Genomic DNA, 22,684 nt, shown 5'->3' on the forward strand with positions numbered 1-22,684 from the left:
TATTGTTTTGCACGTTGTTTTTTTAGAATAGAGGTTCGCCTTTGCTTGCATTCGGGGCTCTGATTCTTATAGTTTTTGATATTGTCGGGGCTATTCTGTCGGCGCAGACAGGAGTCGTCACCACTTCGCCTTTCAGTCCGATACCGTAAAAGATTATCGGGAAATTCTGACAGTTTGCCCCTTGTATATATGTTTCTCCATTGTCTTCGTTGGCTATGTTCCAACCTGGCAACACCTCAACGAGAAGGTCGCCGCTGTTCCGTAAATTGTATGAGTTCCTTACCGTTTCCGATTCAGATGTATAGAAAGACAGGATGTCGTTTGCCGAAAGGCAATTGCCCACTCCCTGGCATTGCCTGATGAATATTTTCGACAATTCGCAGATCTGGTTTGTGTTAAGTCGCTTCTTGTCAAACAGTTTGTTGTTGAAGTATATCTGGTCGCGGCTGTAACCCTCTATGTATTTGTCATTTCCATACAAAGCCCCGAGGTAAAGGTTCAGGAGGTTTGATGCCCTGTTGATATAGAAAGTGCCGCCAGGTATCCTTAACTTCTTTTCTCCTGCGATTCTGGCTTCGTTGTAGTATCCGGTGGAGTTTATGACGAAAAGCACGTTTGACAATCCCACTTTTGAGCTGATTGTATTTATCAATCTGCCGATGTTGTTGTCCAGATCCGTATATATGAACTGCTTGTCGGTTGATTTGGATTCAGGTCGGTTTGCCTTGTATGTCACGAACAGCATGTCCGGCGTGTTGTCTGCTCCCAATGAATATTCATTGAGGCAGTGGATGGCAAAGTCTGTCACGTTTGTGTTTGACTTTACATCTCCGGTCTTAATCCGGTTGCTGGAGTTGTAGGTTTCCAGTCTGCGGTCTTCTTTCTGATAATATGATGTAGTGCACCATTTTCTTTCTTTCGTGTCAATCCAGTAAGCTCCGTCGGCATTGTGTCCTGCGGGGATTATGGCGGAAACCGGGTCTTCGGCAATGCTGATGACTACAGATTTTTTGTTGGCAATCTTCAGTTCGTCGCTGATGGTAGTCGTCTGTACGTTCTCCGCGGAATTCCTTTCCAAGGTGGAGATACCCTCGAAATTGTTGTCTTCAACGCATGAAACGATTTTCATGTTGTTCCGGTCAAACCATTTTTCAGCAATGATGCCGTTGTATCTCGGAGAGGTTCCTGTGTTTATGCTGGAGATAGAAGATGCCAGGTCTGCAGATGCGAAATTTAATCTTGCGTCTGTGAACACGATACCGTTGCGTAGGATTTCCTTGAATCCGTTTTCCTTGTAGAATCGCTTGTAGTCAGACAGCAGATCCGAACGCAGCTGGTCGATGGTGATGTTTACAACAAGCCTTGGCACAGATGTATGGATCTGTGCTCTTGCAGTGCCGCAAGCCAAAATGGCTATTGTGGTCGCCGTTATTATACTGTATTTCGTAGCCGTTGTTTTAATCATTCTTTCTCGTTGCATATAGATTACAGCAGTTTTTCAATAGCAAAGATAATGCCAAAAGAGGCATCCCCTCAGCGTAAACTTGTATTAATCGTCCTGACAGGCCTATGCAGAGCATTATGGAAAGGAAAGTCCAGGCCTTTCTTAGTTTCCTTTCGTTTCGTTTGTTCTTGATGATGTATATTGCCCAATACAAATTCAGCGGGCATAATATGAATATTTGCAGATTGGTACTTGTTGTCGGGTGCTCAGAGAAGAGCATGACGAACAGAATCAATCCTGCCAGTCCGCTCGCGAGCAACAACGAGATGTCTACCCAGAGAAACCTCTTTTTTGTCTTGAATTCCGCAACGACTATCGCAGCGATTAATAATAATAATGTAATAAAGACGAATTGAGGCGTCACTTTTGTCTTTCCCGCAATCGCGTAATCGTTTCCTTTTACGATGATTTCGGTGTTTTTCACCAAAGGCCTTGCGCTTCCGTCTGCCGATACTATCTTTGCCTGTCCGAAATCCCTCATCAGATTGTCTGGCAAGAACTGCTGCTCCTCACGTGTTGTCTGCATGTCGGCTTTGAATCCTAACAGAAGGTCGTTGCCGAAGCTTGCCCACGAATAATTGGCGTTGCAGCCGTGTATCAGGTCTCTGAATGATACAGACTTGTCAATGGCGTTTTTGTATTCTATCTTGCCGTTGATTGACTTCAGGATGATGTCTCTCGCTTTGGTGGTGCAGTTGTTGTAGAAATAGTTGTATCTGTATACCCTGGCATTGGCGTAATTGTCCTGCAGGGCTTTGAGCAACTGTCCTTTTTCTTCTGGCGTAAGATTTATTTCCTGTTGTGTGACCTGTGATCCGAAATACTGGTATTCGTAGCAGAAATCGTTAAAGTCCTGTATCCCCATTTCATAGTCTGTCAGTCCCAAGACAAACCTGGCGACGAAAAAGGGTTTCTTGAAGGAAAACATACCGTAATTGACCACGATGTCAGTCTTCGATGCCTTGTCCTCGTATCTTATCGCCGTGTGTCCGTAGAGACTGTAAATCTCGTCGTGGGGCGAACATGTAAGCAGGCTGACTCTGATCGAGTCGGCTGGAGTTTCGGCATAATTGGTTGTGTTACCTATTGCTATCTTGCTGATATCAAGCAAGATGAACGTTAAAAGTAACCTATATAAAAAAATATTCAGCTTTTTCACGATGCAAAAATAAGCGATATTTTTCACTTATAGTTATGAAGTTTCGATTTTTTTCAATAATTTTGCAGCTCACAAATTTTGAATAGAGTGAATTTAATCGTTGATATTGGCAATACATGCGTCAAACTGGTGTGTTTTGATGATGGTGAAGTTATAGAAGAGAAACGCGTTGATGGCAACGACGTCGAGGCCTTGTCGCGGTTTTGTTCGAAGTATCCGTTTTCAAAAGGTATAGTGTCTTCAGTTTCGTCTGTTTCAGATTCATTTATGGAGAAACTGAAAGGGCTTCCGTTCCGTGTTTTGGAATTTGAAAGTGGCGTGACGCCCGTGCCGGTTTCAATCGGATACAACACTCCGTTGACTTTAGGGACGGATCGTCTCGCTGCCGTCGTAGGGGCGAATGATTGTTCGCCAGGTAAGGATATACTCGTCATTGATATCGGAACCTGCGTCACTTACGACTTAATCAGCTCGTCAGCAGAATATTTGGGCGGGAACATCTCGCCAGGACCTACGATGCGCTTGAAGGCGTTACACGAATACACCTCACGACTCCCTTTGGTGGAAAGAAGGGGAGAGGCTCCTCTGGTAGGTTATTCTACGGAAACTGCGATAAGAAGTGGTGTTTTGCATGGCATAGAGTATGAGATAAATGGCTATATCCATAGGTTTTTGACTAAATATCCACACCTTTTTGTATATTTAACAGGTGGTGTACAATTAGATTTGCATTTCTCGGAAAAAATCACCATCTTTGCAGACAGATTCATAGTCCCGAAAGGACTTAACCGAATATTAGAATATAATGATGAAATCAACAAATAGGGTATTTTGCGCTTTTGCAGCGCTTGCATTTTCTATAGGTATATATGCTCAGAGTGGCACAAACTCTCCTTACAGCCAATATGGATTGGGAGTGTTGAGCGACCAGACAAGTGGCTTCAACCGAGGAATGAATGGGGTGGGGCTTGGCTTCAGAGAGCACAACCAAGTGAACTTCATAAATCCGGCGTCTTATTCTGCAGTTGACTCCCTTTCTTTTATCTTCGATGTGGGATTCTCCGGCCAGATCACCAACTTCAATGAAAGCGGCAAGAAAATCAATGCCAAGAATGCAGACTTCGAATATGCTGTAGCGGCGTTCAGAGTTGCAAAAGGTTTCGGCGTGAGTTTCGGTATCCTGCCATATACTAACGTGGGATATAACTATACCTCTTCAACACCAGGAAGCAATGTCCTCTCGACCACATATTCAAATTCATATTACGGAGAAGGAGGCTTGCATCAGGTGTATGTGGGCTTAGGCTATCAGTTGTTCAAAGGATTCTCCCTGGGAGCCAATGTCTCATATCTGTGGGGCCGCTACGACAAGACAGTGACGAATTCATACAGCGACTCCTATGCTAAGACAATCCAGAAAGTGTATTCCGCTTCGGTGACAAACTACAAGCTGGATTTCGGTGTCCAATACGCATTCGCCGTGGACAAGAAAAACGAGTTCACCCTTGGAGCCACATACTCTCCCGGGCATGATATTGGAGGAAACCCTTCATGCGTGGTTACTTCGACAAATCCAACGACGTCAACTCCGGAAACGGCACCGTATTCCTTGAAAGACGGTCTCAAGATACCTACCACAGTTGGCGCAGGCTTGGCGTGGAACAATGCCAACCGCATCAAGTTGGGAGTGGATTACAGCTTCCAGAAATGGAGCGGAATAGGTTTCCCTGTTTATGTCGTGAACAATCAGGTTTCGGCTTATGTGATGAACAACGACTATTATAGCGACCGTCATAAAATCAATGTGGGCGGCGATTTCTGCGGTGATGAAAACAACCGCAGCTTCTTGAAACGTCTGCATTTCCGTGCTGGCGCTTCATACGCTACACCATATTATAAAGTAAACGGACAAGACGGCCCGAGCGAGATCAGTGTGAGCGCCGGTTTGGGAATTCCTATCATGAACAGCTATAACAATCGTTCCATGCTCAACATTTCCGGACAGTGGGTACGCACTTCTGCAAAGAATTTCATAAAAGAGAATACATTCAGAATCAACATTGGACTGACATTCAATGAGCGTTGGTTCATGAAGTGGAAAGTGGATTGATGATGAAGACACCTTTCTTCTTATTGGCAGTTTCATTGTTTTTGGCCGTTTCCTGCTCTCAGGAGAAGGAACATACCGCACCGGCAATAAATCCCAAGGATTCCGTTTCGCTGATGACATCCTTCGGAGTCAATACCCTCATATCCGATTCTGGGGTCATGAAGTATAGAATCGTGACAGAGAAATGGGAAGTCAATGAAGTGCGGAATCCGTCAAGATGGATGTTTGAACGGGGGCTGTTCCTGGAACAGTTTGACGAGAGATTCCACGTCCAGGCCTATATACAATGTGATACTGCCTATTACTATGACAAAAACAAGGTATGGGAGCTCAGAGGCCGGGTCCGTATCCGCACTTTGGATGGCGTGAGGTTCTCAAGCGAGGAGCTGTTCTGGGATCAGAACCGCCATGAACTCTACAGCAACAAGTTCTCCCGCGTGGTCTCTCCGGACAGAGAGCTGCAGGGCGCATATTTCAGAAGCGACGAAAGGATGACACATTATTTCATCAGCAACACCAAGGGCTCGTTCCTCAAAGGCAACGTGTTCAATAGTGAGAGCGACAGTATCGTAAACGCTCCTGATACGACAAAGCAAAAACTGAGATTGCCAGTTACGCCTGCAGCAAGAAAAAACATTTAAATTATCTCTATGGAAGAAGTATCTATATCTTTGGTGATTGGCATTTTTATAACATTGCTTCTGTCTGCGTTCTTTTCCGGTATGGAAATCGCCTTCGTGTCGAGCAACAGGATGCTTGCCGAGATGGACAAAGGCTCATCTAAACTGACCCGAAGACTTCAGACGTTCTTTTACAAGAACCCCAATGACTTTGTGAGTACGATGCTTGTGGGCAACAATATCGTGCTGGTAGTATATGGAATCTTTGTGGCAAGACTGCTTGACAACACAATCTTCAAAGGACTTGACCCGGCAATTTCTGTTACGGCAGACACTATACTCTCTACACTGGTAGTACTCTTCACAGGAGAGTTCCTGCCAAAGACATTGTTCAAAAGCAACCCCAACAAGTTCTTTTCATTCTTTGTCTTCCCGGCATACCTGTTCTATCTGCTGCTATGGCCGGTTTCACGTTTTTCCACTTTACTGTCCAAAATCCTGCTTAAAATAAGCGGAGTGAAGGTAGACAAGGACAATGATGACGGGGAGTTCTCAAAAGTAGACCTGGATTACCTCGTGCAGTCGAGCATTGACAACGCTTCCGACAACTCTCAGATTGATGATGAAGTCAGGATATTCCAGAATGCATTGGATTTCTCCGACACCAAAGTCAGGGACTGTATGGTGCCTCGCACCGAGATATGTGCAGTAGAAAAGTCGTCGTCGCTTTCAGATTTGAAAAACATATTCATAGAGAGCGGGAAATCCAAAATCCTGGTATACGACAACGACATCGACCATATCATAGGCTATATACATTCATTGGAATTATTCCGGAATCCAAATGACTGGCACAATCATATCAGGACAATGCCATTCGTTCCTGAAACCATGTCTGCCAGAAAGATGATGCAGACCTTCCTTCAGCAGAAGAAAAGCCTCGGCGTAGTCGTCGACGAGTTCGGAGGAACGAGCGGAATCATATCCCTCGAAGATATCGTAGAAGAGATTTTCGGCGACATTGAAGACGAACACGACAATTCAAATTATATAGCGCAGAAGAATTCTGATGGAACATACCTCCTCTCAGCGAGACTGGAGATAGACAAGGTGAACGACTTGTTTTCTCTCGATATTCCCGAAAGTGAGGATTACATGACCATAGGCGGCTTCATACTCCACGAATATGAAAACTTCCCTAAGTTGAATGAAGTAGTCAGAATAGGACGCTTTGAGTTCAAGATTATAAAGAATACCATGACCAAAATAGAGCTGGTACGCCTAAAAGTTATTGATTAGTCAATATTTTTGGCGCAAAATTTATTTTTGTCTTATCTTTTTTGTAATTTTGTGCGCTAAAGTGGAAATATAACATTTTCAGAACATAAAAATAATAATTAAATAAAACAAATTAATGGCAGCATTAGGAAAAATTAGAAGCCATGGCGCAATATTGGTCGGAGTTATCGGTGCCGCGCTATTGGCGTTTATCGCTGAAGAAGCTTTCCGTTCGTGTGACTCTCATAAGAATGAGAGCCGACAGCAAATCGGCGAAGTGTTAGGCGAAAAAGTCAGCATGCAGGAGTATCAGAAGCTTGTTGATGAGTTTACAAATGTATTGAAGATTACTCAGGGTCGAGACAACCTTACTGACGACGAGTTGAATCAGGTGAAGGATCAGGTTTGGCAGACATACGTGCAGAACCGTATCATCGAAGAAGAGGCCAAGAAGCTGGGGCTCACCGTAACGGACAAGGAACTTCAGAACGTTCTCGCCGCAGGTACAAACCCAATGCTTTTGCAGACTCCTTTCGTGAACCAGCAGACAGGACGCTTCGACGCCAACATGCTGAAGAAGTTCTTGACAGAATACAAGTCGGCAAAGACCACAAATCCTCAGATGGCTGAGCAGTATCAGAGCATCTATAATTTCTGGACATTCGTAGAGAAGAGCTTGAGACAGCAGATTCTTGCAAGCAAGTACCAGTCGCTTTTCGCCAACTGCTTCTTGTCAAATCCGGTATCAGCAAAGATGGCTTTCAAGGAAGATACAGAGGAGAGCAATATCCAGCTCGCTGCATTCCCATACGCCGACATCAACGATAACACCATCAAGGTTACTGATGAAGAGCTCAAGGCTAAGTATGAAGAACTGAAGCCAAGATTCAAGCAGTTCGTTGAGACACGCGACATCAAATACGTCGATGTAAAGGTAGTTGCCTCAAATGCAGACAAGGCAGAGCTGAACAAGGAATTCAAAGCCTATGAAACTGAAATCAGAGGCGTGGAAGACCCAACACAGTTCATGCACAAGACCGCTTCTTTGGTAAACTATTTGGGTATTCCTCAGACAAAGGCAGCCTTCCCATCCGACATTGCCGCAAGACTTGATTCCATGGCAGTCGGTTCAACCACAGGAGTAGTGGAGAACAAGCAGGACAACACTCTCAACATCATTCGACTGTTGTCAAAGTCTGAGTTGCCAGACTCTGTTCAGTTCCGTGCAATTCAGGTAGTAGGAGCAACTCCGGATGCCGTAAAGAAGAGTGCTGACAGCATTTACACCGCACTTGAGAACGGAGGTGATTTCGAGGCTATTGCCAAGAAATATAACCAGACTGGTGAGAAGCAATGGATAACTTCAGCACAGTATCAGAATGCGCCTTCTATGGATGCAGATACAAAGAACTACATTAACACCCTCAACACTCTTGGAGTGAATGCAATCAAGAACATATCATTGCAGCAGGGCAGTTTGATCGTTCAGGTTACAGACCGCAAGGCAATGACTTCTAAGTATGTTGCCGCTGTAATCAAGAAGGAGATCAAGTTCTCTAAGAATACATACAGCACAGCATTCAACAAGTTCAGCCAGTTCGTCAGCGAAAGTCAGACACTTCAGGCTCTCGAGAAGAATGCCGCTAAGTATGGATACCAGTTGCAGGAGCGCAACGATGTTTCTACACAGGAACATTTCGTCGCTGGCATCCATGGAACCCGTGATGCAATGAAATGGCTGTTTGATTCAGAAGACGGAAAGATTTCTCCATTATATGAGTGTGGAGACAATGACCACCTGTTGGTATTGGCTCTGACAAAGACTCACGAGAAGGGTTATCGTTCATTCGATGACAGCAAGGTGAAGGAATATCTGAAGCAGGAAGTCCTCAGAGACAAGAAGGCTGAGCAGATCATCGCCAAGGTGAAAGGAGTGAACAGCATTGCTGCTGCAAAGGCAAAGGGTGCCAAGATTGCAGAACTCAATCAGGTGACATTTGCTTCTCCAGCATTCGTAACTCTTACAGGTTCGAGCGAACCGGCATTGAGCGGAGCTGTTGCAGCTACAGCAAAGGGTAAGTTTGTCAACCACGCAGTAAAAGGACAGGCTGGTGTTTATCTCTTCCAGGTTATCAGCAAGAGCAACCGCCCAGGCAAGTTCAATGAGAAAGAGTATGAGCAGCGTCTCAAGCAGAAGGCAATGCAATATGCAGGCAATTTCATGCAGGAGCTTTATTTCAAGGCTAATGTAGTAGACAACAGATACTTGTTCTTCTAAATAAAAGATATAAATCCGATAAAAATGGCATACGATATTGTTTCGTATGCCATTTTTTTTCGTTTAAAGTCTTTTCATATGAAGTTTTTTTGTAATTTTGTAGGGTAATCTTACTTTAGAATATCGATAACTATTATATAATCTTTAAAACAAATACTTATGGTGACATTTTCTCCTAAGGATTTAGAGCAAATCTCAGAAAAAGGAATTACCCAGTCCAAGATCGAAAGACAATTGGACGAGTTTAAGACAGGTTTCCCATATCTTAAGTTGGAAGCTGCAGCAAGTGTAGGCAAAGGAATAAAGTCAATTGCTGCTGGTGACATCTCCAAATATATTGATTTGTGGAATCAATACAAGATGGGAGACAAGAAGATACTGAAGTTCGTACCTGCAAGTGGAGCTGCAAGCAGGATGTTCAAGAATCTTTTCGCCTTTCTTAGTGCCGAATATGACGCTCCGGAAACAGATTTCGAGAAAGCTTTCTTCAGCAATATTGAGAAATTCGCTTTCTATAACGTTTTAGATAAAGTTTGTAAAGAGAAAGAGAATTGCAGTATTCATGAGTTGATGGAGAAAGGCTGCTACAAGACTGTGGTTGATTACCTGCTGAATGACAAGGGGCTCGGTTACGGTCTGTTGCCGAAAGGATTGCTGCTCTTCCACAAATATGGCGGCACTCAGAGAACTCCGTTGGAAGAACATCTCGTTGAAGGTGCACTTTACGCCAACTGTAATGGTGTGGTACATCTACATTATACGGTAAGTCCAGAACACAAGAACTTGTTTGAAGACTGCGTCAATCATGTAAAAGGTGAATACGAATCTAAGTTCAATGTCAGATATTGCGTTTCTTTCTCCGTTCAGAAACCATCTACGGATACTATTGCTGTAAATCCGGACAACACTCCATTCCGTAATTCCGATGGAAGCCTTCTTTTTCGTCCAGGTGGTCACGGAGCATTGATAGAGAATCTTAATGATGTTGATGCTGATATCGTTTTCATCAAGAATATAGACAATGTAGTCCTCGATAAGTTCAAGGAAGATACCGTTACATACAAACAGCTACTTGCAGGAGTGCTCGTATCACTTCAGACAAAGGCGTTTGAGTATCTTAGACTTCTTGAGAGCGGACAATTTGATGATGACACGTTGAAAGAAATTGTAAGGTTCCTCGAGCAAGAACTATGTTGCCATAAACCAGGAATAAACGACTTGGAAGGCGCAGAACTTGTGGCATATCTTAAGAAGAAGCTTAATCGCCCGATGCGTGTATGTGGAGTAGTGAAGAATGTTGGCGAACCAGGTGGCGGACCTTTCCTCGCTTATAATAGTGATGGTACCGTCAGCCTGCAGATACTCGAGAGCAGCCAGATAGACAAAGATAATTCTGACTATACGAAGATGTTCACAGAGGGTACGCATTTCAATCCTGTTGATTTGGTTTGTGCGACAAAGGATTACAATGGGGATAAATTTAATTTGCCTGATTTCGTTGACCGTTCCACAGGTTTTATCAGCAGCAAGAGCAAGAACGGAAAGGAACTTAAAGCATTGGAACTACCGGGATTGTGGAATGGTGCAATGAGTGATTGGAATACTGTATTTGTTGAAGTACCTCTGTCAACATTCAATCCTGTGAAGACGGTAAACGATCTGTTGCGTGAGCAGCATCAGGGATAATAATCCGAAAAATACAATACTGTTTTTACAATGAAACCAATAATGGTGTGTCGCGATACGATATCTCAGACACACCATTATTATTAAGGGGATGCATCAGAAATGTGATGCATCCCCTTATCTGATCATAACGAAAATAGGAGATAAACACCAATGAATTGTGCTTACCTCCTAATCGTTTTCATTTGCTCATTATCCAAGCCATTTCACATAGCAGAAATCCTGTCTGTGTGGAAGGTTTTCATTCTTTGGATACATTCTGACACCGGTCTTGAAAGAGCCGGCTTCGTCAGCTTCTATCGTTGCTTCGAAGATATAGTTGTTGCCGTCCTTGCCAATTATGTTGAAAGGATGCTTGTTAACAACATATTCCTCTCCGTTATTGTTTGTCTTTACAACAACGACCTCCAATCCGACAGCGTCATTAAGGCCCTGCTCATCAATGACATATCTTACTTTATATGTCTCGCCGGTAACCATTCCTGTTGATGGGATGTCGGTTTCTTTTGAAACTACATTGATAGAATCCCAACGCTCGGCCACGGTTTCCTTCCACTGGGCAATCTCTTTGGCGAGACTGTAGTTGTTGCTTTCAAGCTTGTGGAAACGCTTTGCCTCCTTGCAGTAGAACTTGTCGTAATAGTCGTCAAGCTGTCTCTTCATTGTGTAATGAGGAGCAATCTGAGCGATAGAGTTCTTGATTACTTTTATCCAGCCTTCGCTGTAGTTCTTCTCTCCCTTGTTGTAGTACAGAGGAATGATTTCGTTCTCAAGAAGACCATATATAGTGGCAGCATCGAGCTGATCCTGATAGCCTTGGTTCTTGTATGTGCGCTTCTCTGTGAGAGCCCATCCTGCACCTTCTCTGTAGCCTTCAAGCCACCAGCCGTCGAGGACGGAAAGGTTTACGACTCCGTTCATCTCTGCTTTCTCTCCAGAGGTGCCAGATGCCTCAAGTGGTCTGGTTGGAGTATTCATCCAGATGTCAACACCGGATACGAGTCGTCTAGCCAGACGCATGTCGTAGTCTTCGAGGAAAATGATTTTGCCCAAGAACTCTGGGCGCTGCGAAATCTCGTAGATTTTCTTGATAAGTCCCTGTCCTGCACCATCTGCCGGATGAGCTTTACCAGAGAACAGGAATTGTACCGGGTGCTCAGGGTCGTTGACAATCTTTGAAAGGCGGTCAAGATCTGTGAACAACAAGTGTGCTCGTTTATAAGTGGCGAAACGGCGGCAGAATCCTATCATCAGAGCATTAGGGTTGATTTTCTCCAGAAGTGATACCACTCTTGATGGGTCACCCTGGTTCTTCAGCCACGTTTCACGGAACTTCGAACGGATATAGTCTGTAAGCTTCTTCTTCAAAGCCATGCGGGTATCCCAGATCACATCATCCGGCACGTTGTAGATATTTTGCCAGATTTTTTCGTTGCTCTGGTCGCTCATGAATGTCTCGTCGAAGTACTGGGCATAAAGCTTGCGCCATTCTGTAGCTGCCCATGTAGGGAAGTGTACACCATTTGTAACGTATCCCACATGATTCTCTTCCGGATAGTATCCGTTCCAGATGTTGTTGAACATCTTCTGGCTTACCCATCCGTGCAGTTTGCTCACACCGTTCACTTCCTGACATGTGTTGCATGCAAACACAGACATACAGAATCTCTCGCTGTGATCATCAGGGTTGTTGCGTCCCATACCGATGAACTCATCCCATGTTATGCCTAGCAGCTGTGGATAGCCGCCCATATATTTTCCGAAGAGAGCCTCGTCGAAATAGTCGTGACCTGCCGGTACCGGTGTGTGAACAGTATAAAGAGAAGAAGCTCTTACGAGTTCCATGGCCTGGTTGAATGTCAGTCCTTCTTTCACGTAGTCGCAAAGGCGCTGCAGGTTACAGAGGGCAGCGTGGCCTTCATTGCAATGGTAGATGTCCTTCTTGATGCCAAGTTTCTTCAGCAAAAGGATACCACCCATACCCAGGAGAATCTCCTGCTTCAGTCTGTTCTCCCAATCGCCACCATAGAGTGAGTGGGTGATAGGGCGGTCGAATTCAGAATTCAGCTCATTGTCTGTATCAAGGAGATACAAAGGCACGCGGCCTACGTTTACTCTCCATACATAGGCGTGAACGTTGTAATTCATATAAGGCACATCAATTACCAACGGTTCTCCGTTTTCGTCGAGCTGACGTACGATAGGCAGAGAATTGAAGTTCTGTGCGTCATAATTTGCAATCTGCTGTCCGTCCATGCTCAACGACTGCTTGAAGTATCCGTATCTGTAGAGGAAGCCAACACCACACATGTTGACGTTGCTGTCGGAAGCCTCTTTCATATAGTCACCGGCAAGCATTCCCAAACCGCCAGAGTAGATTTTCAGTACCTGGTTGATACCGAATTCCATGCAGAAATATGCAACTGACGGACGTTTGCTGTCTGGTTTTACGTTCATATATTTGTGGAACAACGCATAAACGTCCTTCACACGCTTCATCAGAGCCTTGTCTTTCACAATCTCTTCTTTCCTCTCGTAGCTCAACTGCTCGAGAAGCAATACAGGATTGTGTCCAACTTCTTCATAAAGTTCTTCATCAAGGCTTCTCCACAAGTCGCGTGCCTCGTAGTTCCATGCCCACCACATGTTATGAGCCAACTCGTCCAGGCATTTCAGTTGCTCAGGGAGTTTTGATTTCACTGTCACCTCTTTCCACTGGGGAGCATTGACATGATCTGCTTTAATTTTCATTTTAGTTAATATTAGGTTCTAATCTGTTTATTTAATTCAAATTATTTTTCCTTTGTTCTGCTTTATTGAGTGCGAAGTCATACGCGATATAATAATTCTCTATGAATTCCTTCCAAAGAGCCTTTTTGGAAAGATTGTATGCGTTTGACCTTGCTCTTTTCACTTCTGTCGGAGTGAAATTAGAGAATTTGATTATAGTTTCCTTTATGCGGTCTGCTACTTCAGAGTAGTTGTAGTCAGTTCTGTGTACTACTTTCACACCATCTTCAATCTCGCAGTATCTGCCTTTTTCTGCATTAGCCCAAAGTCCGAAGCCTGCAAGATCTGTTGTTATGCATGGCACTTTGAATGCTATGGCCTCAAGAGGGGTATATCCCCATGGCTCATAGTAGGATGGATAGATACACAAGTCGTTTCCGAGGATGATGTCATAGTATGGAATGTTCAATATTCCGTCATTGCCGTCTAAATAGCATGGCAAGAAGATAAGCTTCACTTTATCTTCATTTCTGTTCTGCATATCGAGATATTTCAGCATTCCCAACACATTGTCGTGGCTCATGTTGTGTAGCCAATGGGTAATCATAGGCACATCCAGCGGTGTGTCATATTTCTTTCCCGATTCCAACCGTTCTATCAAGTCTTGTCTTGGTTCTCCACACCACCCCGGAACTTCTATGAAGGCAAGAACGGTTTTCTTCATGCCGTTGTCTCTCAGAAGCCTGTTCAATGCTTCTATGTAAACGTCAACGCCTTTGTTCCTGAATTCATATCTTCCGCTTGTCGATACAATCAGCGTATCGTCGTCAAGTTGAGTGCCGAGTAGAGCGTTTGCTACCTGTAGGGCTTTCTTGCGTGCTGCAGCCCGTTTCTTTGTGAAAAATGCCCCTTTGGGTATGAAGTCGTCTTCGAAGCCGTTAGGCAGTATGACATCCGCGGGCTTGTCGAGAAGTTCTTCGCATTCCTTGCCGGTTATCTCGCTTACTGTTGTAAAGCAGTCTACGTTGTGTGCCGTCTGCTTCTCTATGGAATGCTTGCTCTGAACGTTCAGTTCTTCTGCCATCTGGTCTCCATTATAGGCAAAGAGATAATCGTAAAGTGGTTTGTTGTTTCCTGCGATGCTTCTTCCGATGCTCGTGGCATGTGTAGTGAATATGGTTGCTATCTGCGGCAGATGCTTCTTTATGTATAGCAGTCCCAATCCTGTCATCCACTCGTTTCCGTGGTATATGACCTTGTCTTTCTTTCCGAGATATTTGTTGTAGAAGCTTTCCACCACCTTTGCAGCGGCATATGAGAACATAGAAGCTTCATCATAGTCGCCATATGCATGAAGGCTGTCCACTTTGAAATCTTCCCAAAGTTGTGTATAAATGGTGTTCTTGTCTTTGTAGTATATGTTGAAATCCACCAGAATGGCTATTGGATTTCCCGGGATTGTCCATCTTCCCGTTCTGATTCTGAGACCGTCTTTTTCTGCTTCATTTCTCCAATCTGGAAACAGCGAAAGGTCTTCTTTGAAATAAGGACATGTTTTTTCTTGCCAACAATCAGGACCGATGAAAATGATTCTGTCCTTGAATTTCTTTTGTAGAGTATTGGCTCTTGTCGATAATACGGCATAGATACCGCCAACTTTGTTGCATACTTCCCAGCTTGACTCAAAAATGTAGTCAGGGATTGTTTGGTTTGTATTCATAGATTGTTTGGTTTGTATTCATACTCAAATTGCAATTGTATTCTCTGCAAAGATAGCATGAAGGTGCCAAAACTACAATTTTTATTGTTTCCTAATTTGTAATTTGTGTGTCTTTATTGATTTGTGATAATTCTTTATTCATATTATCTGTTCTGAATGCTTCATATTCGTGTGTTCGGAACAGATGACATGAATATCATACCGGTTTTTTCCAAAATGCATTTGTAATGTCTTTGAGTTCAAAATCATTGTCGATTTTGTAAAGCCGCTGGTTGGTTGTCTTCTCTTTCAGCCCGCCGAGATGCTTCAGGTATGGACCTATCTTGATATAGTCGAAATGGCGGTTTTCTATTTGGCTTGAGATTCTTGTCCTTCCGCTATACCAACCTACATGAAGGTCGTGGTGGTTCTTTTTGATATATCTTGCCAATGAGTTGATGCGTGACGGTTCGGAGTCGCCACCCATCAGGCAGATGCATGTTATGTCGCTTCCGTATTCTTTCACGAAACCGTCTATGGCTTTTTCGTCGAGTGGAGTGCCTGTGTCTGTCCACAGATAGTTGCTGTGGCAGCCAGGGCAATGGCAGGGGCAGTTGGAAATGTTTATCGAGAGAGTTACTTCATCGGGGATTTCCTGGAACACAATTCCGCAGTTGACGTATTTCAGCATTGCTTGTTTTGTTTGATAAGATTTCATATTATATCGCATCAATCCTGCAAGCATCTTTGATATTGCTTGCAGAACTGATGCTGACGTTATGGCTGTTTTGTGGATTATTTCCTTTAGTCCTCCTTGCTGAGAGCGTTTTTGCCGGCATAGAATCTTCTGCCTGCCTCTTCCTGTCTTGCGGCAGAGAAATTGCTGACGCGCTTGAGGTAGCCGATGATTCTTGTCATGTAGTCCACGTTCTTGCTATGGCAATGTGGGCACTCCTTGAGATAGCGCTTGTCTATGTATCCGCAGTCGTTGCAGATGGTGTTCGGGATGTTGAACGTGAAGTAGTTGCATCCTTCTTTGGCAGCAACGCGCAGTAGCTGTCTGTATTGGGCTTTTGAGAGATGCTCGTCCAGGTTCATGTGTAGTGCAGAACCGCCTGTAAGGTGTTCTATATATGGGGCTCCATGCATCTTGAACTTGTCGATTATGTTCAGCGATTCGTCTTCCACGATGTAGAAATAGCTGTTGTAGCAGTCGCGTGGCACGAAGTATCCGTCTTCGCGGTCCCATTTGGCGTGTTTCACTCCTACGTTTTCTGCTGGAATCATTTCGCAATTGAAGAGCACATCCTTGGTGCGATACTTTTTGTTGTATTCTTCCACGATTCCAAGCACACCCTGCACAAAGCTCAGATAGTCTGGATTGTCTGTGATCTGCAGTCCGAGGAATTCAGCTGCTTCTACGAGTCCGTTGACTCCGATAGTGAGATACTGTCTGCTCATATTTATGTATCCGGCATCAAAGAGTGGGAGCATTCCGTGCTTTTGGAATTCTTTGAGATTCTCGTTGTATGCCAATTGCACTTTATGTGTCAGGTCAACTATTTCGGCAAGATATTCCTTGTAGTCAATTTTGTGGTTCACAGCGTATTGGATACATCTGTTCAAGTTTATCGTCAGTACGCTTTTAGAACCAGTAGACACTCCTCCTGCTCCAAGCGTGTAGCTGAAACCGTTGTCCTGGATCTCATTTCTCAGTCGGCAGCAAGAGCTTAGCGAGTCTGCATTGTCGCTCATATATGTGAAGAATGAGTGGCCTTCAGAATACATTTCTGCCGTGATGTCTCCCCATTCCTTGTCGAGCACGTCCTTGCCGTCGGAAAGAAGAGCCATTGTCTCTACAGGGAATGTGAGTACGGTTTTGGTTCTTTCCTTGTTGAACCATTTCATGAATCGTTTCTGCAGCCAGCTTAGTCCGTTCCAGTCAGGTCTGCTTCCGTCTGGGAAGAAGAATTCTCCGAAGAGACTCTCGAAGTATGGTTTGTCATAATATGCTATGTTCCAGAATACAGCCTGATAGTTTCTTGCGCCTGTAGGCTGGTTGATGGAGTATACAATCTGTTCGAAACAGTCGGTGATTATCTTGTCGATGGTGCGCTTTTTAAATGAGAGGTCAACCACTTTGTCCGCTTCCTTCCAGTAGTCTTTGCCGTATTCCAGCCCTATGAAATAGTTCAGGTACATCAGAAATTCCGGTGTTGCGCAGGCTCCGCTCAGCATGCTCGACACCATGAATACCATGTTTACGAATCCGCCGCAGAATGACTTCAGGTTGGTCGGTGCTGTGGAGTTGCCGCCTATGGATGTTGTTCCTCCGATAAGCCATGGGTACATGGTTATGGATGCACAATAGTTTGCCAGGCTCGTTTCGTCGTTCTTGTATATGAAGTGGTGTGTAAGCAGGTCAATATACTTGTCTGAAAGTTCTTTGCCGTACATCTTCTTTATCCTGTCGGTCAGGAGTCTTCTGTTCAGTCGTATGAAACTTGATTTTGGTAGCTCTCCGATGAGTGTCGCGATGTTTTTGTGCTCCACGTTGGCATTGGCGTCATATTTCGATCCCGTTGCGGCATTTGAGGCCTTGCAATACTCCGACAGGAACTTCAGCTTGTCCATTGTCTCGCGGTCTTCGGTGTGTTTCTGTCTGTATAGCATGAAGCTCTTTGACACCTTGTAATAACCTTCCTTCATGAGAGACTCTTCCACCTGGTTCTGGATGTCTTCAACTGTGATTCCTTCATGAATATCAAGATTTGCAATTATTTTGGAAATGCAGCCGAGGTCTGCTGGTTCGTTAACTGAGTTGAACGCTTTGATTATCGCGCTCATTATCTTGTCGAGACTGAATCTTTCTTTGGACCCGTCTCGTTTGGTGATAGTGAAGTTCTTGATTTCCATGATGTTATGTGTAAATTTTGTTTTATATGATTGTTGTTCTTGTTCCTGTTTATCCATGAATTCTTGTTTCAGCTTTTAAACTTCCGTTTACCTGAAGTTTTCCGTTTTGGATAACTTTTTTATTTTGCCTGCTGTAAAAGTTTTCCGTTTTGGTTAACTTTTAGATATCGCTCACGTAGAAAGTTTTCCGTTACTTGTTTTGAATTCAGTGGTGCAAAGATATGAAAAATCGTATAGGCGACAAAGACTTTTCATATAAAAAAACGGGCTCTTGAGTTTTATTTGATGTGGCCGTTTGTACACGTTGCCGTTTATTGTTGACTGTCAACGGCTTAATCGTTTTCTTTTGATTATAGGTTCGTAAATATGCTGTTTATGTTGTGTAAACCAGCCTTTTCTTGTACGTAAATGGCTTGCTTTCGTTTCGTAAACGGCAAGTTGTGCAACCTGTTGGTCCCTATAGAGATTTCTCTCGTGTCGTCTTATGTTGCATTCTTCGTCTGACATATCGCCACAGTTGTGCCAATGCGGTTGACGGTGTATGGTCTGCCGGATTGAAGAATGATGCCGTGTGTTGGCAATGATTACATCTTGCGTTCCTTTTGTCTTATGCAGATGGTCTGATACATATAATATAATGTGTATACCTCAAAGAGTGTAACGCATATTTTCACCATACCGCTGAAAGTGGATACCCCGAAAAGCAGCGGATAGAAATATGCAGGCAAATCAGGTGCGTCATTGTATGATGAAACTCCGATTGCGGAGTAGTTGTGAGCTGTTGTGAGAATATAGTTTGGCAGACATACGAAAGTCTGGAATATTATGACGCACAATTCCCCAAGGGCAATGGTGGTGAAGATGAATCCCCAGCGTCGGAATCCCGTGGAATAGGATTTCCATAATGACCTGTATAGTTTCCTTTCCGGTTCCATGATATATTGCGTAAACGCAAATGCCAATGGTAGGGAGAATATCAAAAGTATCGGTGACAAGGCGACAGGGACCGACAATGCGTTTAGAAGCGGAATGCTGTCGGGGTTTTTGCCCTTCACAATGCAGAAGTATATGCATAGGATGCTCAGCAACAAAAAGACGATGAGGAAACCTGCGCTTACCGGCAGTGTCTTCAATTGCCTGGTGAAGTTCCATTTTAGTCCTCTGCCGTTTATGGTTGCAAACATCTTGCTGCTGATTGTCAGGTAGGTGGCCAATACCATTATAGCCAGCATGAACAACGAAAGCGGGTGGAAATCAAAGCCGACATACATTACACCGGGCGTCAGATACTCAGTCCATACTCCAATCGCACCCTGCATTAACGCAAGGAACAAGAACAGTTTCCAGTTGGCTTTCGTCAGAGGCCAAATGGTCTTTCGTGTGGTTCTGAAGGCGTCGGATACACAAGAACGGTAACTTCTTCTTTTGAAATCGTTGTATAACTCTTTGTCGTTGTTCATATCGTTTCTTAATGTTTAATTATTGCAAAGGTAATAATAATAACAAAGAATTTGCTTCTTTGTTGTCGACAAAATTCATTATCTTTGCATTATAAAATCAAATTTTGGATTTGTTGGCTGAATATAGTATTTGGCTTTGCACTATTAAGTATAGTTCAGAAATTAGTTCTTATGAAGCATATAAAATGGGGCTTTATCGGATGTGGCGAGGTGGTCGAGAAGAAATCCGGGCCGGCATTCAGTAATATAGAAGGATCGGAAGTGGTTGCCGTAATGTGCAGGACAGCATCAAGGGCGAGGGCTTTCGCATCAGCCCATAATATAAAGAGGTTTTATACTGATGCCCAGGAATTGATCGACGATCCGGAGGTGAATGCCATCTATGTTGCCACTCCTCCTTCGAGCCACGCCACATATGCGATCATGGCCATGCATGCAGGCAAGCCAGTATACGTGGAAAAGCCGCTTGCCGCAAGCTACGACGACTGCGCCCGCATCAATAGAGTGAGCGAGCAGACTGGTGTGCCTTGCTATGTGGCATATTATCGCAGGTATCTTCCATATTTCCAGAAGGTGAAAGAACTAGTGAACAGTGGTGAATTAGGCAAGATCGTCAATGTTCAAGTAAGACTGTCGAACCCTCCACGCAAATTCGATGCGGAAAAGGGCACAGAACAGCCCTGGCGTATACAGCCGAAGATTTCAGGAGGTGGCTATTTCTATGACATGGCCCCTCATCAGCTTGATCTTCTGCAGGAGTTATTCGGAGTGATAGTGGATGCTGATGGCATATGCTCGAACATGGGCGGCCTGTATGAGGCGGAGGACAGCGTAAGCGCATGCTTCAGATTTGAAAACGGACTGCCGGGAAGCGGCTCGTGGTGCTTTGTCGGTCATGAATCTGCAAAAGAAGACAGAATTGAGATAGTGGGAGAAAACGGCACGTTGAGCTTTTCGGTCTTCGACTACAAGCCCATTTCGCTCATCTCCAGAATGGGAGAGTCTACGATTTCCGTCGTCAATCCTGCTTATGTGCAGGAGCCACTTGTGAAATGTGTAGTCGAAAGCCTTCAGGGAAAGGGCGTCTGTTCTTGTACCAGTGTTTCAGCAACGCCCGTCAATTGGGTGATGGACAGGATTCTGGGTAAATTCTGAACGCTAACGGATTCTTGCGCTTATGAGATTACTGTTCCTGATGATACTTATGTCAATTTCCATTTCGAAGATGAAAGCTTCTTCGGAGTGTGGCGTGCCATTGCATCAAGACTCGTTGAGCCGGACCTGCGACACGGTGCGTAGCGCCAGGAAAACCGACTTTCTCCATTCTGTAGGCAATTTCTTTACGCGTATCTTCCGTGGGTTCAATGATATAGATACGGCTTATATCGAACCGCAGCATTACAATTACACTTTCATGATGCAGAACACGAATACCTATGAGGAATACACACTGAAGAGCAAATCCGGGCAAAGCGTGACGTTCGCTCCTAAACCGACGATAAAGGTCGGTCCGTATATTGGCTGGAGGTGGTTCTTCATCGGTTATACTTTTGACGTGGACAACTTTGCCGGAGGCGGCAACAAGAAGGAGTTTGATTTAAGTCTGTACAGTTCCCTGCTCGGGCTAGACCTTTACTATCGCAAGTCTGGTGACAATTACAGGATAATCTCAACCAACGTGTTTGGTGACAAGGGACGCGAATCGTTCAGGAAAGTGGCATTCAGCGGAATAAACTCAAGCATCAAAGGCTTCGACGTGTATTATATCTTCAACCATAAGAAATTCTCATATCCGGCAGCATTCAGCCAGAGTACATGTCAGAAAAGGAGCTGCGGCTCACCACTTGTGGGCGTAGGATACACATCTCATTCCATATCACTTGATTATGAAGAGCTTGAGAAGGCGCTGCAGACTTACGGCAAGACCCATTTCGGCATGTCGGAGGATGAAGTGGCACTCGACAGCGGATTGATGTTCCGTAATGTGAAATACAGTTCTATTTCCGTTTCCGGAGGATATGCCTACAACTGGGTGTTTATGAAGAATTGTCTCTTCTCGGCGTCTCTGTCGCTTGCAATAGCATATAAAGAGTCAGAGGCCGACCAGTCTTCGGCTGACGACAGGAAGCTTAAGGCGTTTAATTTCAACAACTTCAATCTCGACGGAATCGGTCGCTTCGGAGTGGTGTGGAACAACAAGAAATGGTATGTCGGGGCAAGTTCGGTGTTGCATACATACAATTACAAAAAAAGCCGTTTCTCTTCAAACGGCTACTTCGGTTCGTTCAACATATATGCCGGAGTTAACTTCGGAAAGAAAAGAGAGTATAAATAAAACACAATTGATATTATGAAAAAACTAACACTACTGTTGATGCTGGCTCTCTCCTTCAGCCAATCGGCATTGTCACTGCAATACAGCAAAGCCGACAGTCTGAAAGTAGTCAGACTATTCCTTCAAGCTGATAGTCAGAAGTTCAACAACATCCAAGAGCGCACACTGTTTTTTGCAAGAAAGCTGATAGGAATACCATACGTGGCAAGCACCCTGGAGGTGAACCGGAAGGAGCAGCTTGTAGTAAATCTCAGACAACTCGACTGCACTACATTTGTTGAGAATTCGCTTGCTTTGGCGCTGACCCACCAGTCGGGGAAAAAGACATTCAGGGAATTCTGCAAAAAACTTCAGACGCTGAGATACAGAGGAGGCAAGGACATAAGCTATATCGGAAGGCTGCATTATTTTACAGAATGGATAGAAGACAACACAAGGCTCGGAATCTGCAAGGAAATACAGTCGCCTAATCCTCCGTTCACAATGATACAGCATGTCAGAGTTGATTACATGTCAAGGCATTCTGATAAATATCCGATGTTGTTCAACAACAGCTTCAATCGCGCAGGAATATCTAAGATGGAGAAAGCCATAAGCGGCAAGAGTTACAGGTATATCCCCAAATCGCAGGTGAAGAACACTAGACTGCTGCGCTCAACTATAAAAAATGGCGATATAATCGCGATAATCACCAACAAGAGCGGACTTGACACTCAGCATATCGGCTTCGCTGTATGGCATAAGGACGGACTGCATCTGCTCAATGCCTCCAGCATACACCACAAGGTGGTAGAAGAGCCGATGCTCCTGTCTGCATATCTGGCAAAGCGAAAGACGATGCCAGGCATCAGAATCATCAGACTGAAAAATTAACCTGTTGCCAGGAACTTATCAAGACCAGGCAAAATG

At 44.3% G+C, this 22,684-nt stretch carries 16 protein-coding genes; 9 read left to right on the top strand and 7 right to left on the bottom strand.

Translation table 11 applies throughout. From position 1 onward, the window contains the following. Nucleotides 1-22: 22 nt before the first annotated feature. Together QVO99_RS07320 and QVO99_RS07325 are read right to left on the bottom strand one after the other, a co-directional pair. A complete protein-coding gene (locus tag QVO99_RS07320; protein ID WP_288177044.1) occupies nt 23-1,465 on the bottom strand; it encodes an alkaline phosphatase family protein in 1,443 nt (480 codons plus the stop codon). Then, nucleotides 1,458-2,615, bottom strand: a complete 1,158-nt coding sequence (locus tag QVO99_RS07325) for an Lnb N-terminal periplasmic domain-containing protein (protein ID WP_042517483.1) — start codon at nt 2,613-2,615, stop codon at nt 1,458-1,460. The genes QVO99_RS07320 and QVO99_RS07325 overlap by 8 nt, the downstream gene beginning before the upstream one ends. Before the next feature lie 135 nt (nt 2,616-2,750). Here QVO99_RS07325 and QVO99_RS07330 point away from each other — a divergent pair, with 135 nt between their 5' ends. The 6 genes from QVO99_RS07330 (at nt 2,751) to QVO99_RS07355 (ending at nt 10,635) form a co-directional block, all read left to right on the top strand. Further along, nucleotides 2,751-3,488 carry a type III pantothenate kinase gene (locus QVO99_RS07330; RefSeq protein WP_022316961.1) on the top strand — a complete coding sequence of 246 codons (738 nt, stop codon included), beginning with the start codon at nt 2,751-2,753 and terminating at the stop codon, nt 3,486-3,488. Then, complete coding sequence (locus QVO99_RS07335) at nt 3,472-4,773, top strand: hypothetical protein (RefSeq protein ID WP_022316962.1); 1,302 nt, start codon at nt 3,472-3,474, stop codon at nt 4,771-4,773. The genes QVO99_RS07330 and QVO99_RS07335 overlap by 17 nt, the downstream gene beginning before the upstream one ends. A 2-nt stretch (nt 4,774-4,775) precedes the next feature. Continuing rightward, nucleotides 4,776-5,414, top strand: coding sequence for an LPS export ABC transporter periplasmic protein LptC (gene lptC, locus QVO99_RS07340; RefSeq protein ID WP_044079724.1), 639 nt, complete (start codon nt 4,776-4,778; stop codon nt 5,412-5,414). A 9-nt stretch (nt 5,415-5,423) separates the two neighbouring features. Then, nucleotides 5,424-6,692, top strand: coding sequence for a hemolysin family protein (locus QVO99_RS07345; protein ID WP_022316964.1), 1,269 nt, complete (start codon nt 5,424-5,426; stop codon nt 6,690-6,692). Nucleotides 6,693-6,807: 115 nt separating this feature from the next. After that, nucleotides 6,808-8,949, top strand: coding sequence for a peptidylprolyl isomerase (locus QVO99_RS07350; protein WP_022316965.1), 2,142 nt, complete (start codon nt 6,808-6,810; stop codon nt 8,947-8,949). 159 nt (nt 8,950-9,108) lie between these two features. Further along, entirely contained in the window at nt 9,109-10,635 is a 1,527-nt protein-coding gene (locus QVO99_RS07355) for a DUF4301 family protein (protein WP_022316966.1), read from the top strand. 192 nt (nt 10,636-10,827) lie between these two features. On the opposite strand, the gene glgP is transcribed toward QVO99_RS07355, so the two are convergent. The 5 genes from glgP to QVO99_RS07380 all read right to left on the bottom strand — a co-directional run bounded on the left by glgP (nt 10,828) and on the right by QVO99_RS07380 (nt 19,440). Beyond that, nucleotides 10,828-13,386: an alpha-glucan family phosphorylase gene (glgP, locus tag QVO99_RS07360; RefSeq protein ID WP_022316967.1), complete on the bottom strand. Its 2,559-nt coding sequence runs from the start codon at nt 13,384-13,386 to the stop codon at nt 10,828-10,830. Between the two features lie 31 nt (nt 13,387-13,417). Continuing rightward, nucleotides 13,418-15,085 (bottom strand): glycosyltransferase, encoded by a 1,668-nt coding sequence (locus QVO99_RS07365; RefSeq protein WP_022316968.1) that lies wholly within the window; start codon nt 15,083-15,085, stop codon nt 13,418-13,420. A gap of 196 nt (nt 15,086-15,281) precedes the next feature. After that, nucleotides 15,282-15,755 (bottom strand): anaerobic ribonucleoside-triphosphate reductase activating protein, encoded by a 474-nt coding sequence (gene nrdG / locus QVO99_RS07370; protein ID WP_022316969.1) that lies wholly within the window; start codon nt 15,753-15,755, stop codon nt 15,282-15,284. Nucleotides 15,756-15,868: 113 nt separating this feature from the next. Continuing rightward, nucleotides 15,869-17,980 (bottom strand): anaerobic ribonucleoside-triphosphate reductase, encoded by a 2,112-nt coding sequence (nrdD, locus tag QVO99_RS07375; protein WP_022316970.1) that lies wholly within the window; start codon nt 17,978-17,980, stop codon nt 15,869-15,871. Nucleotides 17,981-18,564: 584 nt separating this feature from the next. After that, nucleotides 18,565-19,440: a hypothetical protein gene (locus QVO99_RS07380; RefSeq protein WP_022316971.1), complete on the bottom strand. Its 876-nt coding sequence runs from the start codon at nt 19,438-19,440 to the stop codon at nt 18,565-18,567. A gap of 171 nt (nt 19,441-19,611) precedes the next feature. On the opposite strand from QVO99_RS07380, the gene QVO99_RS07385 reads away from it, so the two are divergent. From QVO99_RS07385 to QVO99_RS07395, 3 genes are read left to right on the top strand one after another with little or no spacing between them, the layout of a single operon-like run. Beyond that, nucleotides 19,612-20,595 carry a Gfo/Idh/MocA family protein gene (locus tag QVO99_RS07385; RefSeq protein WP_022316972.1) on the top strand — a complete coding sequence of 328 codons (984 nt, stop codon included), beginning with the start codon at nt 19,612-19,614 and terminating at the stop codon, nt 20,593-20,595. Nucleotides 20,596-20,617: 22 nt separating this feature from the next. Then, nucleotides 20,618-21,775, top strand: coding sequence for a DUF4421 domain-containing protein (locus tag QVO99_RS07390; RefSeq protein ID WP_022316973.1), 1,158 nt, complete (start codon nt 20,618-20,620; stop codon nt 21,773-21,775). 15 nt (nt 21,776-21,790) lie between these two features. Further along, on the top strand, nt 21,791-22,648 hold the full coding sequence (locus QVO99_RS07395) for an N-acetylmuramoyl-L-alanine amidase-like domain-containing protein (RefSeq protein ID WP_022316974.1): 858 nt from the start codon (nt 21,791-21,793) through the stop codon (nt 22,646-22,648). The last annotated feature ends 36 nt before the right edge of the window (nt 22,649-22,684 follow it).

The sequence above is a fragment of the Prevotella sp. CAG:592 genome, from assembly GCF_000436015.1.
In the GTDB taxonomy this organism is placed as follows: Bacteria; Bacteroidota; Bacteroidia; order Bacteroidales; family Bacteroidaceae; genus Prevotella; species Prevotella pectinovora.

Coding starts and splice junctions, on each gene's coding strand:
- QVO99_RS07320 (WP_288177044.1), bottom strand. CDS start 1,465: ATGATTAAAACAACGGCTACGAAATACAGTATAATAACGGCGACCACA.
- QVO99_RS07335 (WP_022316962.1), top strand. CDS start 3,472: ATGAAATCAACAAATAGGGTATTTTGCGCTTTTGCAGCGCTTGCATTT.
- lptC (WP_044079724.1), top strand. CDS start 4,776: ATGAAGACACCTTTCTTCTTATTGGCAGTTTCATTGTTTTTGGCCGTT.
- QVO99_RS07345 (WP_022316964.1), top strand. CDS start 5,424: ATGGAAGAAGTATCTATATCTTTGGTGATTGGCATTTTTATAACATTG.
- QVO99_RS07350 (WP_022316965.1), top strand. CDS start 6,808: ATGGCAGCATTAGGAAAAATTAGAAGCCATGGCGCAATATTGGTCGGA.
- QVO99_RS07355 (WP_022316966.1), top strand. CDS start 9,109: ATGGTGACATTTTCTCCTAAGGATTTAGAGCAAATCTCAGAAAAAGGA.
- glgP (WP_022316967.1), bottom strand. CDS start 13,386: ATGAAAATTAAAGCAGATCATGTCAATGCTCCCCAGTGGAAAGAGGTG.
- QVO99_RS07365 (WP_022316968.1), bottom strand. CDS start 15,085: ATGAATACAAACCAAACAATCCCTGACTACATTTTTGAGTCAAGCTGG.
- nrdG (WP_022316969.1), bottom strand. CDS start 15,755: ATGCTGAAATACGTCAACTGCGGAATTGTGTTCCAGGAAATCCCCGAT.
- nrdD (WP_022316970.1), bottom strand. CDS start 17,980: ATGGAAATCAAGAACTTCACTATCACCAAACGAGACGGGTCCAAAGAA.
- QVO99_RS07380 (WP_022316971.1), bottom strand. CDS start 19,440: ATGAACAACGACAAAGAGTTATACAACGATTTCAAAAGAAGAAGTTAC.
- QVO99_RS07385 (WP_022316972.1), top strand. CDS start 19,612: ATGAAGCATATAAAATGGGGCTTTATCGGATGTGGCGAGGTGGTCGAG.
- QVO99_RS07390 (WP_022316973.1), top strand. CDS start 20,618: ATGAGATTACTGTTCCTGATGATACTTATGTCAATTTCCATTTCGAAG.
- QVO99_RS07395 (WP_022316974.1), top strand. CDS start 21,791: ATGAAAAAACTAACACTACTGTTGATGCTGGCTCTCTCCTTCAGCCAA.